This is a genomic window from Verrucosispora sp. WMMA2121, assembly GCF_027460185.1.
Taxonomy (GTDB): Bacteria; Actinomycetota; Actinomycetes; order Mycobacteriales; family Micromonosporaceae; genus Micromonospora; species Micromonospora palythoicola.
The window spans coordinates 608,532-621,562 of record NZ_JAPZBH010000004.1; the positions used below are offsets into that span (position 1 = coordinate 608,532).

The 13,031-nt window shown below is 70.7% G+C and carries 11 protein-coding genes; 6 read left to right on the forward strand and 5 right to left on the reverse strand.

What is annotated here, in order from left to right:
• The first annotated feature begins 7 nt into the window (after positions 1 to 7).
• A complete protein-coding gene (locus tag O7605_RS03485; RefSeq protein WP_269737869.1) occupies positions 8 to 841 on the forward strand; it encodes a class F sortase in 834 nt (277 codons plus the stop codon).
• Positions 842 to 1,031: 190 nt separating this feature from the next.
• On the opposite strand, the gene O7605_RS03490 is transcribed toward O7605_RS03485, so the two are convergent.
• Complete coding sequence (locus O7605_RS03490) at positions 1,032 to 1,565, reverse strand: HNH endonuclease (protein WP_164447455.1); 534 nt, start codon at positions 1,563 to 1,565, stop codon at positions 1,032 to 1,034.
• A gap of 250 nt (positions 1,566 to 1,815) precedes the next feature.
• On the opposite strand from O7605_RS03490, the gene O7605_RS03495 reads away from it, so the two are divergent.
• From O7605_RS03495 to O7605_RS03505, 3 genes are all read left to right on the forward strand, one after another.
• Positions 1,816 to 2,868: a mechanosensitive ion channel family protein gene (locus O7605_RS03495; RefSeq protein WP_269737870.1), complete on the forward strand. Its 1,053-nt coding sequence runs from the start codon at positions 1,816 to 1,818 to the stop codon at positions 2,866 to 2,868.
• 223 nt (positions 2,869 to 3,091) lie between these two features.
• On the forward strand, positions 3,092 to 4,471 hold the full coding sequence (locus O7605_RS03500) for an MFS transporter (protein WP_269737871.1): 1,380 nt from the start codon (positions 3,092 to 3,094) through the stop codon (positions 4,469 to 4,471).
• Positions 4,472 to 4,534: 63 nt separating this feature from the next.
• Positions 4,535 to 4,963: a globin gene (locus O7605_RS03505; RefSeq protein WP_269737872.1), complete on the forward strand. Its 429-nt coding sequence runs from the start codon at positions 4,535 to 4,537 to the stop codon at positions 4,961 to 4,963.
• 42 nt (positions 4,964 to 5,005) lie between these two features.
• Here the strand turns inward: O7605_RS03505 and O7605_RS03510 are convergent, their stop codons facing one another.
• The 4 genes from O7605_RS03510 to ettA form a co-directional block, all read right to left on the reverse strand.
• Positions 5,006 to 5,590, reverse strand: coding sequence for a YbjN domain-containing protein (locus tag O7605_RS03510; RefSeq protein ID WP_164447459.1), 585 nt, complete (start codon positions 5,588 to 5,590; stop codon positions 5,006 to 5,008).
• A 130-nt stretch (positions 5,591 to 5,720) separates the two neighbouring features.
• Positions 5,721 to 6,401 carry a hypothetical protein gene (locus O7605_RS03515; protein ID WP_269737873.1) on the reverse strand — a complete coding sequence of 227 codons (681 nt, stop codon included), beginning with the start codon at positions 6,399 to 6,401 and terminating at the stop codon, positions 5,721 to 5,723.
• Positions 6,398 to 6,841 carry an acyl-CoA thioesterase gene (locus O7605_RS03520; protein ID WP_269737874.1) on the reverse strand — a complete coding sequence of 148 codons (444 nt, stop codon included), beginning with the start codon at positions 6,839 to 6,841 and terminating at the stop codon, positions 6,398 to 6,400. Before O7605_RS03520 ends, O7605_RS03515 begins: the two co-directional genes overlap by 4 nt.
• Positions 6,842 to 6,855: 14 nt before the next feature.
• Positions 6,856 to 8,532 (reverse strand): energy-dependent translational throttle protein EttA, encoded by a 1,677-nt coding sequence (ettA, locus tag O7605_RS03525; RefSeq protein ID WP_269737875.1) that lies wholly within the window; start codon positions 8,530 to 8,532, stop codon positions 6,856 to 6,858.
• A 342-nt stretch (positions 8,533 to 8,874) separates the two neighbouring features.
• Here ettA and O7605_RS03530 point away from each other — a divergent pair, with 342 nt between their 5' ends.
• Both O7605_RS03530 and otsB read left to right on the forward strand, forming a co-directional pair.
• On the forward strand, positions 8,875 to 10,275 hold the full coding sequence (locus O7605_RS03530; protein ID WP_119579773.1) for an alpha,alpha-trehalose-phosphate synthase (UDP-forming): 1,401 nt from the start codon (positions 8,875 to 8,877) through the stop codon (positions 10,273 to 10,275).
• Between the two features lie 41 nt (positions 10,276 to 10,316).
• A complete protein-coding gene (gene otsB / locus O7605_RS03535) occupies positions 10,317 to 12,878 on the forward strand; it encodes a trehalose-phosphatase (protein WP_269738696.1) in 2,562 nt (853 codons plus the stop codon).
• Positions 12,879 to 13,031: the final 153 nt, after the last annotated feature.

A 13,031-nucleotide genomic window follows, 5' to 3' on the forward strand; every position in this document is an offset into this window, starting at 1 on the left:
CGTCACCATGGCGGGCTTCCGCGTACCCGCGCCGGAACCGGGCCCCGGTCCACGCCGTACCGGCCGTCGGGGCCGACGTGCCTGGCGGCGAACGGTCGCCGCGGCCGGCCGGCTGGTCCGGGTCGCCGCGCAGGTCGGTTCGGCGAGCGTCGCCACGCCCGATCCCGCGGCGGCACCGCTACCGCCCAGGCGACGCCCCACCCGGGCGGTGGGGACCGGACGTTCCGGTCACTCCGGTCCGGGACTACCGGTGCTGGTGATCGGCTCGCTGATGCTGCTGATCATCGCGATGCTCGGCGTCGAGCGGATGACCGGGCTGAGCGTGCTACCGGACCGGTTCATCGCCGGGCTGGCGCCGCCGCCCAGGAAGTTTCCGCTGCTGGCCGCGAGCGAGCCGGTCGGCATCGAGATCAACAAGATCGACCTGGCCGCTCCGGTGCACAACGTGGGCATCGCGCCCGACGGCAGCATCGCCGCGCCGCCGGCCGAGCGGGCCCAGGAGGCCGGCTGGTACGACCAGGGGCCCACCCCCGGCCAGTACGGCCCGGCCGTCATCGTGGGGCACGTCGACACCACCACCGGACCGGCCGTCTTCCACCAGCTGCCCCAGTTGCGCGCCGGCGACCGCGTCGAGGTCGCCCGCTCGGACGGCTCGGTGGCGATCTTCGAGGTGGACCGGGTCGATCGGTTCGGCAAGGAACGACTACCCACGGACGACGTGTTCGGTGACTTCAGCCGTCCGCAGCTGCGGTTGATCACGTGTGGGGGGCGGTGGGTCGGCGGGGAGACGGGGTACGCGGACAACGTCGTGGTGTTCGCTTCGCTGGTCGAGGCTCGTTAGGTGTTGCTGTTGGGGGTTTTCGGGGGAGCCCGACCCGCTCCGGGCGGTCAGGCTTGATCCCTGCGCGGGTCGGGCTCCCCCGAAAACCTGTTCGGCGTACTCGCCGCCTGGCAGCGCAGAGTGTCGTCCGCGCAGGCTGGTGGGAGATCTGAGTGGGCAGGCCGGTCGCAGGCGGCGCGTGTTCGTTGGGTCAGGCGGCTTCGGGTTCGCGGAGGTCCAGCCAGTCGGCCCAGCGCGGGTCGGGGGCGCGGTGGCCGAGCACGCGCCAGGCGATCCCCTTCGGGGCGGTCGGCAACGAGTGCAGTCGCCAGCCCAGCTCGGCAGGGGTCTTGTCGCCTTTTGTGTGGTTGCACCTGGCGCAGGCGGCGACCACGTTCTCCCAGGCGTGCCGGCCGCCGCGGCTACGGGGGAAGACGTGGTCGATGGTCTCCGCCGGCCCACGGCAGTAGGCGCACCGCCAGCCGTCCCGGGCGAAGATCGCCCGCCGGGACAGGCCCACGTGGGTGCGGTAGGGCACCCGGACGAACCGGGTGAGCCGGACGACCGAGGGCACCGGCAGCGCACTGCGGGCACTGTGCAGGATGCCCTCACCGTCGGCGACACAGACCGCCTTGGCCGAGAGCACGAGAATCGCGGCCCGACGTACCGACACGACACACAGCGGCTCGTAGGTGGCGTTGAGGACCAGCGCGCCGGAGCCCACCGTGGGTCGTATGTCAGGCATCGCGTCACCCTTCCGGTCAAGCGGCTTACCACTCGCCACCGCCGACCGGCGTCGGGCACAGCCCCACACCACGTCGACGCCGGCCGGATCACCGACGTCCGCTGCGCCAATCGTCCCTGATCGGACCCGGGAATGCACGTACTAATCCTGGGTACGGCCGGTGCTTTCCCTCCGCCCGCCCGACCGGCCGGGCGGCACCGACCGGTGGGTCGACGGCGGGGCCGCCCGTCGGTTGCGGTACGAAAACAGGGTGACCGTCAGCAGCCTCAGCCCCACCCCCGCCCCGTCCCGCCCGGAGCCGGTCGAGACGCCCAGTCCGGAATGCCTGGACGAGGCCCTGTGCAAGATCGTCTTTAACTGGACCGACTCGGTGTGGTTCGCCGAGGGCAGCTTCTGGATCCTCGTGAAGCCACTACGGATCATCATGATCCTGCTGCTGGCGTTGGCCGCCCGGTGGCTGGTGCACCGCACGATCCGCCGCCTGGTGCGCACCACCAGCGACGCCGGGGTGCCGACCATGCTCCGCCCGCTGCGCGAGCGCATCCCGACCGCCGCCACCGAGCCGGGCGAGTTCGTCCCGGAGCGTCGCCGGCAGCGCGCCGAGGCGATCGGCTCGGTGCTGCGGAGCCTGACCACCGCGTTCATCTTCGGCATCGCCCTGCTGATGGTGCTCAAGGAGTTCAGCTTCGACCTGGCACCGCTGCTCGCCAGCGCGGGCATTGCCGGCGTCGCGCTCGGTTTCGGCGCGCAGAGCCTGGTCAAGGACCTGATCGCCGGGTTGTTCATGCTGATCGAGGATCAGTACGGGGTGGGCGACAACGTCGATCTCGGCGAGGCCTCCGGCGTGGTCGAGGCGGTCGGACTACGGGTCACCACCGTCCGGGACGCCCGAGGAGTGCTCTGGTACATCCGCAACGGCGAGATCGTCCGGGTGGGTAACAAGAGCCAGGGGTGGGCGTTGGTGGTGGTCGACCTGCCAATCGGTTTCGCCGGCACCGAGGAGGCGACGGCCGTGCTGCGTACCGCCGCCGCCTCGATCGCGGTGGACCCGGAGCTGGCCCCGTCGATCGTCGAGCCGCCGGAGGTGCTGGGCGTCGAGCAGGTCACGGTGGAGGGCACGGTGATCCGTACGGTGGTGAAGACCACCGCCGACGGTCAGTTCAGTGTGGCCCGCGAGCTGCGTCGCCGACTCGCCGAGGCGCTGGAGAACTCGGGTATCACGGCGAGGATCGCGGCGGGCCGCCTCTACCCCGGTCTACCTACTCGAACGGACCCCGAGACCGGTCAGGGCGGCGCAACCTGAGCCGACCGGCGGGGGTCGCGTCCGACCGACCCCCTCGGGTATCGTCCGTTCGTTCAGTCGGAGATGCGACCAACCAACCGTTCGCCCTAGCCAGTTGTCAGACGATCGGGCAGAATCCGGTGCACACGCTTACCGAGCGGTGTCACGTCCTCGCTGATCTGCAGACCTGACGATGGTCCCGGGCCGCCATCACGAGTGGCCAGACACCGGGACGATGGAGGCGATGGTGTCCGACGAGCGACCTTCTCCGGAAGGGCCGGCCACCTTCCGGGAGGTTTTCGCCCAGCGTGAGTATCGGGCCGTCTTCGCGGCCAGCACGCTGACCTGGCTCGGTGACTACGTCGCCCGCGCGGCCGTCACCCTCCTGGTCTATCGGGAAACCGAGTCCGTGGCGCTGTCGGCGGCCGCCTTCGCGGTGAGCTACCTGCCCTGGCTGGTCGGCGGTCCGTTGTTGGCCACGATCGCCGAGCGGCACCGGTTCCGTCAGGTGATGGTGGTCTGCGACCTCGTCCGGATGGCGCTGATGCTGCTCGTCGCCGTCCCGGGGATGCCGGTGCCAGTGATCCTGGCGCTACTGTTCGCGACCACGCTGGCGAATCCGCCGAGCCAGGCCGCACGCTCGGCACTGCTGCCGTTGATCCTGCCCGGAGACCGGCTCGTCGTCGGACTGTCCGTCAACGGCAGCGTGGGACAGGCCGCCCAGGTGGTCGGCTACCTGCTCGGCGCTGCCGTCGCGACGGTGAGCCCCACCGCCGCGCTGCTGATGAACGCGGGTGCGTTCGCGCTGTCGGCCCTGCTCGTCCGGCTCGGGGTGCGGGACCGGCCACCGGCGATGAGCAGCGCTCACCGTAGTCACCTGCTCCGGGAGACCGCCGCGGGGTTCCGGATGGTCTTCCAGACACCGGTGCTGCGGGCGATCGCCGTCCTGGTCTTCAGTGCCATGCTCTTCTCCATCGTGCCCGAGGGGCTGGCGGCGGCCTGGGCCAACGAACACGCCGGGGAGAACATGGACCCGGGACTGGCGCAGGCGGTGATCATGGCGGCCACCCCCGCCGGCTTCATCCTCGGTGGTCTGATCATCGGTCGTGCCGTCGCACCGGCCCGGCGACTGCTGCTGCTCCGGCCGTTGGCCGTGATTGCCCCGCTGGCGCTGGTGCCCTCGTTGCTGGATCCGCCGCCGATCGTGGTGGCGCTGCTCGCCGCCCTCTGCGGCTTCGCGGTCGCCGGGCTGCTCCCGACGGCCAACGGGCTCTTCGTCCAGGCCCTGCCGGACGGCTTCCGGGCTCGGGCGTTCGGTGTCATGGCGACGGGCGTGCAGGTCATCCAGGGCGCGGCCGTACTGGTGACCGGGCTGCTCGCCGAGCGGTTTCCGATCCCGCTGGTGGTGGGGTTGTGGAGCCTGGCCGGGGTGATGTTGATGTCGCTCGTCGCCCTGCGCTGGCCCGACCAGCAGACCGTGGCCGCCTCCGTCGAGACCGCCCGGGCCGCCTCCACCGCGACCGACGGGACCATGGGCCCCGCCCGCGGGCCGCAGGACGGCTCCTCCGACGATCCCGGTCCGGGGCACGTGGGGCCGGGCCGGCCACGGCACGCGGTGACCTGAGCCACTCTCGTTCACCCGGTGCCGGCCGGGCGGGCGCCGGGGCGGGCCTGGCAGGATGGAACGGTGAATCCCGCAGGTGAGTCCGAAGGCCACGGCGAGGCGGTCACCTTCTTCGACGCCGTCGGCGGTGAGCCCACGTTCCGCAGGCTGGTCGAGGAGTTCTACGCCGGCATCGCCGCCGATCCGCTGCTGCGCCCGATGTATCCGGAGGAGGATCTGGGCCCGGCCGCCGACCGGATGCGGCTGTTTCTCATGCAGTACTGGGGTGGCCCGAACACCTACTCGACGCAGCGGGGCCACCCCCGGCTGCGGATGCGCCACGCCCCGTTCCGGATCAGTGCCGCCGAACGCGACGCCTGGCTGGGTCACATGCGCCGGGCGGTCGACCACCTCGACCTGCCTCCGGCGCTCGCCGCGGAACTGTGGAACTACCTGGAGCGGTCGGCGTACTTCATGGTCAACGACATGTCGGACCCGGCGGCACACGGCTGACCGCCGTCGTACCACCCGACCGGTCTGACGACGTCGCCCCGGTCAGAGCAGGGCGCCCTCGTCGTGCAGCCAGTCGACGAAGCTGGTGGCCACCGCGGCACCGCAGTCGAGCAACTCGACCAGCAGCGCGTCGTGGGCACCGGCCGCGAGCGGCACCTGCAACTCGGCGTAGATCGGCAGCTGCCCACGTTCGGTGGGATCACCCACGTACGCCTTGCAGAAGCGTCTGGTGTGGTTCCACTCGTTGACCACCCGGTAGGCCCGGTCCGCCCAGTCCGGCGGCACGGTCGCGTGTGGCCGGGCCCGCAGCACGAGGATCTCGTCCTCCGGCCCCTCGAGGGTGACCAGCACCGCGTGCCGCTCCCACATGGCCAGCAGGTTGCCGTCGCCGTCGGCCAGGTAACGCACGTCGAGCAGGTCCAGCGCGTCGCAGATCCGGCGCAGGGTGACCTGTTCGACGGTGGCTGGCATGTCGGCGATCAACGGACGCTCCGCAGCCGGGCAGTCGTCGCCCGGTTGGCGGGGCGCCGGCGGGCCGACCCGGACGGTACCTTCCACCATGATCCTGCTTCGAGTTTCCGGGTCACCGCCACTGGCGGGACCTGGACGCCATGACCACCACGGCATCGCTCGCGCACCTCACTCCCCAGCGGATCCGGTCGCCTACAGTGGGTGGATCCGAGGATGGACGGTACCCGGACAGCCGGAACGAAGCACCCCCCCAACGCCAGCACCAAACCGGAAGGATGGGTAGCGGTCAGCCGTTCGGATGAGTCACGGATGGCCGTACGACAAGATCCGTGGCCTTCTGCGACCAGATGGCTCCGTACGGTCCCACCAGTCCGACCCATCGGCCAGCCGCCCGCACCTGCACGCCGTCAGCGTCTGACGAGTCCTCCGAGGCGGCGAGGAAACCCATGCGAACCAGACCCTGGACCATCCGCTGAGTCACCTCCACCGGACGGTCAGGCTGGTCGTCGGGGGTGACCACCACCGCCACGTGGTCCAGCAGGGCGTCGCGCAGCACCCGCTGCCCCACCGCCCGGCCACCGACGCCGTGCTCGGCCGCCGCGCGCAGGGTGCCCGCCGCCGCCTCGGCCAGCCGGCGCAGTTCCCCGCCCGGCAGCGTCTCGACCCGACGACTGACGGCCGGCGGCAGGGCCCACCGCCACTGCGCGTCGTGCCGGGCCGGCAGGTCCGCGCCGCCGGCCGCGAGTTCGGCGAGCAACTGCCCGGCGGCGACGGTCACGTCAGCCGGGCACGCCCCAGCCACCGTGCGCACGGCCAGTACCTCCCACGGCAGCCGCGCCCAGAGGGCGGTACGCGCGCCGGCAGCGGCCGGCCTCAGCCGGACCAGGGCGGCGCGCTCCAACCGGACCAGCCGGGCCAGGAACGCCCCGGCGTCGGCGCTGTCGACGATGCCGTGTCCGGTGCTCATGGCACCACCTGCGCCGCGTAGCCGAGCAGGAACGTCCGCTCCGGCTCGCTCAGCCGCCGGGGTACCTGCCGGGCCAGGTCGAACGGCACCAGCACCGAGCGGGCCCGACTGATGAGCAGCTCGCCGTCGTACATCTCGTAGCCGACGGTGAAGGAAGCGGCCCGCAACTGCTCCACCCACAGCTCGATCCGGACGGTGGGCGCGGTCTCGACGGTGGCCCGGTCGAGGGCGTAGTCCACCGGCCGCAGGTAGTCGACCTCGTGCCGGCGGATGACCACGCCCTCGGCGAACGAGTCCACCCCGTACGCCCGGGCACCGACGAACATCAACGCCACCCGGGCCTCCTCGTACAGGGTGAGAAAGCGGGCGTTGTTGACGTGGCCGTACGCGTCCAGGTCGGACCAGCGCAGGGTGCAGCGGTAGACGAACCGGTCAGCCACGACGGATCGCCCGGTCAGTCCCGGGTCAGCTTGCGGTACGTCACCCGGTGCGGACGGGCCGCCTCGGCGCCGAGCCGGTCGACCTTGTTCTTCTCGTACGCCTCGAAGTTGCCCTCGAACCAGAACCACTTCGCCGGGTCCTCGTCGTCGCCCTCCCAGGCCAGGATGTGCGTGGCGACCCGGTCCAGGAACATCCGGTCGTGGGAGATCACCACGGCGCAGCCGGGAAACTCCAGCAACGCGTTCTCCAGGCTGGACAGGGTCTCCACATCCAGGTCGTTGGTCGGCTCGTCCAGCAGGATGACGTTGCCGCCGATCTTCAGCGTCAGCGCCAGGTTGAGCCGGTTGCGCTCGCCGCCGGAGAGCACCTTCGTCGGCTTCTGCTGGTCGGGGCCCTTGAAGCCGAACGCCGCGATGTACGCCCGCGAGGGCATTTCGACCTTGCCCACCATGAGGTGGTCCAGCCCGTCGGAGACGACCTCCCAGACGGTCTTGTCCCCGTCGAGGCCCTGACGGTTCTGGTCGACGTAGGACAGCGACACCGTCTCGCCGACCCGGACCCGGCCGCCGGTCGGCTCCTCCAGCCCGACGATGGTCTTGAACAGGGTGGTCTTGCCGACGCCGTTCGGCCCGATGATGCCGACGATGCCGTTGCGGGGCAGCGAGAAGGAGAGGTTGTCGATCAGCAGCCGGTCGCCGAAGCCCTTGGTCAGGCCGTTCGCCTCGATGACCGTGTTGCCCAGGCGGGGGCCCGGCGGGATCTGGATCTCCTCGAAGTCCAGCTTGCGGGTCTTCTCCGCCTCGGCGGCCATCTCGTCGTACCGGTCGAGTCGGGCCTTGGACTTGGTCTGCCGAGCCTTGGCGTTCGAGCGCACCCAGTCCAGTTCGTCGGCCAGGCGCTTCTTCATCTTGGCGTCGCGGCGACCCTCGACCGCCAGCCGGGCGGCCTTCTTTTCGAGGTAGGTGGAGTAGTTGCCCTCGTACGGGTAGGCCCGGCCGCGGTCCAGCTCCAGGATCCAGTTGGCCACGTTGTCCAGGAAGTAGCGGTCGTGGGTGATGGCGACGACCGTGCCGGCGTACTTGGCCAGGTGCTGCTCCAGCCACTGCACGCTCTCGGCGTCCAGGTGGTTGGTGGGCTCGTCGAGCAGCAGCAGGTCGGGCGCCTCCAGCAGCAGCTTGCACAGCGCGACCCGACGGCGCTCACCGCCGGAGAGCTGGGTCACGTCGGCGTCCGGCGGCGGGCACCGCAGCGCGTCCATGGCGAGTTCGAGCTTGGAGTCGATGTCCCAGGCGTCGGCGTGGTCCAGCTCTTCCTGGAGCCGGCCCATCTCCTCCATCAGCTCGTCGGAGTAGTCGGTGGCCATCTGCTCGGCGATCTTGTTGAACCGCTCCAGCTTGACCTTCGTCTCCGCCACCGCCTCCTCGACGTTGCCGAGGACGGTCTTGGCGTCGTTGAGCGGCGGCTCCTGCGCGAGCATTCCCACGGTGAAGCCGGGCATCAGCCGGGCCTCGCCGTTGCTCGGCTGGTCCCAGCCCGCCATGATCTTGAGCAGGCTGGACTTACCGGCGCCGTTCGGACCGACCACCCCGATCTTGGCGCCCGGCAGGAAGTTCAGCGTCACGTTGTCGAGCACGACCTTGTCGCCGTGCGCCTTGCGCGCCTTGTCCAGGACGTAGATGAACTGGGCCACGGTGCGGGCTCCTCCGTCGCTGTCGATCGCCGATTTCGCGTGCCACGGGCGCGGGCCAGGGCCGCTGTCCGCCGCCGTCGGCCGGCAGCCGGCCGCACGCACGCCGTCGTCAATCCTGACAGGTACGCCGGACCGCGCCCACATCGCCCCGCCAGACGGTGTCCAGCGGGTCCGGCCAGCGCCCCGACCACCGGCGGCGGGAGCGCACCTGTAAACATGATCACGTCCAGGGTTCGCCGAGTTCGGCACGGGTAGGTGAGTCCGGCACAGGGGAACAGACACCGCAGCTACGCTCAGTACGCTCATCGCGGTGGACCCGTCAGCACCCGGAGGTGGCCGATCGTGACCGTCCGTAGCTCCTTTGTCGTAGTGGCGAACCGACTGCCGGTCGACGAGGTGAGCACACCCGAGGGACGGCAGTGGCGACGCAGCCCCGGCGGGCTGGTCACCGCGCTGCATCCCGTTCTCGCCGAGCACCAGGGCACCTGGGTCGGCTGGGCAGGCGGCACCGGCGCGGCCCCCGAGCCGTTCGACCTGGAGGGCATCCGGCTGCACCCGGTGCCACTGAGCGCCGAGGAGCTGGAGCGCTACTACGAGGGGCAGTCCAACGCCACGATCTGGCCGCTCTACCACGACGCCGTCGAGACACCCGCCTACAAGCGCCGCTGGCGCGAGGCGTACCGCCTGGTCAACGCCCGGTTCGCGGAGGCCGCGGCGGAGGTCGCCGCCGAGGGGGCCACGGTCTGGGTCCAGGACTACCAGCTCCAACTGGTGCCGGCGATGCTCCGGGAGCTGCGCCCCGACCTGCGGATCGGCTTCTTCCTGCACATCCCGTTCCCGCCGATCGAGCTGTTCATGCAGATGCCGTTCCGCACCGAGATCCTGCGCGGCCTGCTCGGCGCCGACCTGGTCGGGTTCCAGCAGCGGCTCGCCGCGCAGAACTTCGTCCGACTCGCCCGGCACCTGTTGGGGCTGCGGTACGAGGGCCAGATGATCCAGGTGGACGGCCGCCAGGTCAAGGCCGGCGCGTTCCCCATCTCCATCGACACCAAGGAGATGGAACGGTTGGCCGCCGACCCGGCGATCCAGGCGCGGGCCAAGGAGATCCGCGAGGAGCTGGGCAATCCCAGGACGATCATCCTCGGCGTCGACCGGCTCGACTACACCAAGGGCATCGAGCTGCGCCTCAAGGCGTTCCGCGAGTTGCTGGCTGACGGAAAGTTGACAGTCCCCGACGCGGTTATGGTGCAGGTTGCCACACCGAGCCGCGAGCGGGTGGAGCACTACCAGGCACTTCGCGTCAAGGTTGAGCGCGAGGTTGGTCGGATTAATGGCGAATTCGGCCGGGTTGGTGTGCCGGCGGTGCATTATCTGCATCAGTCGTACAGTCGGACCGAACTGGCTGCGATGTACGCCGCCGCCGACGTGATGATGGTCACTCCGCTGCGAGACGGAATGAACCTGGTGGCCAAGGAGTACGTCGCGTCAAGGGCGGACCACGGGGGCGCACTCGTACTCAGTGAGTTCGCCGGCGCCGCCACCGAGCTGCGTCAGGCGTTCCTGTGCAACCCGCACGACCCAGACGCGGTCAAGGACGCTCTGCTACGGGCCGTGCATGTGGAGAAGCCGGAGGCTCGTCGCCGTATGCGGACAATGCAACGCCATCTGCGCACCCACGACGTGGGGCACTGGGCGAAGTCCTTCCTCACCGAACTCGGTGTGCCCGACATGGAGGCAGCGTGAACGCGGCGTCCAACGAGAACAGCACGCCCGTCGCGGGCCCGATGGATCCGGAACTGCGCTCCGCCATCGGGCGCATCGCCCGGGTACCCCAGCTCCTGGTCGCCTGCGACTACGACGGCACGCTCGCGCCGATCGTGGAAGACCCCAGCAAGGCCGTACCGTTGCCGGAGTCGGTGGCGGCGGTGCGGGCCCTGGCGGCGCTGCCGCAGACCACCGTGGCGGTCGTCTCCGGCCGCGCGCTGCGCGACCTGGCCGCCCTCTCCCGGCTGCCGAGCGAGGTCCACCTGGTCGGCAGTCACGGCTCCGAATTCGACATCGGCTTCGTCGAGCGGCTCTCCCCCGAACTGATCGCCGTCCGGGCCCGGCTGCGCGACGCCCTGCGGGACATCGCTGCGGCCCACCCCGGTGTCCGGCTGGAACGCAAGCCGGCAAGTGTCGCCGTACACACCCGGGGGGTGGCTCCCCAGGTCGCCGCCGCCGCCATCGACGCGGTCCGCAACGGCCCCGCGACCTGGCCAGACGTCACCGTCACCCAGGGCAAGGAGGTCATCGAGCTCTCCGTCGTGGCCACCCACAAGGGCACCGCCGTCGACCAGCTGCGCACCCAGCTCTCGGCCAGTGCGGTGCTCTTCATCGGCGACGACGTGACCGACGAGAACGCCTTCGGCAACCTGCACGGCCCGGACGTGGGCATCAAGATCGGCCCGGGTGAGACGAAGGCCGGTTACCGGGTGGCCGAGCCGATCGAGGCCGCCCGGGCGCTGGGGTTGTTGCTGGAGACCCGACGGCACTGGTTGTTCGGTGAGCGGGCGGTGCCGATCGAGCGGCACTCGATGCTGGCCAACGGTCGGACGGTCGCACTGCTCACGCCGGACGCCAAGGTGAGCTGGCTGTGCAACCCCAAGCCCGACTCGGCGGCGATCTTCGCGGATCTGGTCGGTGGCAGTCCGGCCGGGCACTTCAGCGTCGCACCGGAGCGGGGCGGCATTCCACTGGGCCAGCGCTACCGGTCGGGCACGATGACCGTGGAGACCCGCTGGTCCGGGCTCACCGTCACCGACTGGCTGGACAAGCCGGATCCCAAGGCCACGCCGGACGGCCCGGCGATCATCTCTGGCGATTCGACCCTGATCCGGGTGCTGACCGGCACCGGCCGGGTCCGGATCGAGTTCGCACCCCGGCCGGAGTTCGGCCAGGTGGCGGTGCAGCTTCAGCCGCTCGGCGACGGCCTGCTGGTGCTCGGCTCCAACGAGCCGGTGGCGCTCTACTCCCCCGGCGTGCAGTGGGAGGTCGGCAACGACGGCGGGTACGAGACCGCCAAGGCGGTGGTCGACCTCGCCGCGCTCGGCGGCCAGGTGGTGCTGGAGCTGCGTTTCGGTACGCACAGCCTGGAACACCACCGGCTACCGATCCACGAGCGGCAGGCCGCCGCCGAGCGCCCCTGGAAGGACTGGGTGGCCTCGCTGCGGCTGCCGACCACCGCCCGGGACCTGGTCGCCCGCAGCGCCCTGACCCTGCGCGCCCTCTGCCACGAGGCCACCGGCTCGATCCTGGCGGCGGCGACCACCTCGCTGCCCGAGGAGCTGGGCGGAGTACGCAACTGGGACTACCGCTACTGCTGGCTGCGGGACGCGGCGATGACCGCCCGGGCCCTGGTCGACCTGGGCTCGATCACCGAGGCCGAGGCGTACCTGCGCTGGGTCGACGGCTGTGTGGAGCGCACCGGTGGGCACCCCGAACGGCTGCACCCGCTCTACACGGTCGACGGCTTCGAGCTGGGTGCCGAGGCGGTCATCGACACCCTGCCCGGCTACGCCGGATCCCGCCCGGTACGCGTCGGCAACCTCGCCAACCACCAGCTCCAGCTCGACGTCTTCGGCCCGATCGCCGACCTGATCGCCGCCACCGCCGACGTGCGCGGCTCGGTACGCGCCGAGGAGTGGCGGGTGCTGGAGAACATGGTCGAGGCGGTCCGCCGGCGCTGGCACGAGCCGGACCACGGCATCTGGGAGGCCCGCCTACCACCCCGGCACCACGTCTTCTCGAAGGTCATGTGCTGGATGACCGTCGACCGGGCGCTGCACGTGATGCGTCAGCACGGCGGCGAGGACCGCCCGGAGTGGGTGGAACTGCGCGACCGGATCGGCGCCAACGTGCTGGAGTACGGCTGGCACGAGCACGCCGAGGCGTACAGCGTCGCGTACGGCGACGAGGACATGGACGCCTCGTCGCTCTGGATCGGCATCTCCGGACTGCTGGCCGGCGACGATCCCCGCTTCCTCTCCACCGTGTTGAAGATCGAGGCGGATCTGCGCAGCGGCCCGGTCGTCTACCGCTACCACTGGGACGACGGGCTGCCCGGTCGCGAGGGCGGCTTCCACATCTGCACGGCCTGGCTGATCGAGGCGTACCTGCGCACCGGCCGGCGGACCGACGCCGAGGAACTGTTCCTGCAGATGATTGACACGGCGGGTCCGACCGGCCTGCTGCCCGAGCAGTACGACCCGCTGGCCGAGCGCGGCCTGGGCAACCACCCGCAGGCGTACAGCCACCTCGGCGTGGTCCGCTGCGCCCTGCTCCTCGACAACATGCTCAAGCAGTAACAAATCGCCCACACCAAAGCGGCCGGAGACCCCCGTCTCCGGCCGCCTCCACGCACACCTCACCCCCCGGTTTCCCTGTTGATCATGAGGTTGGCGGCGTTTATGATCTCCAAAACTGCCGCTAACCTCATGGTCAACGCTGTGGGTGCCTTT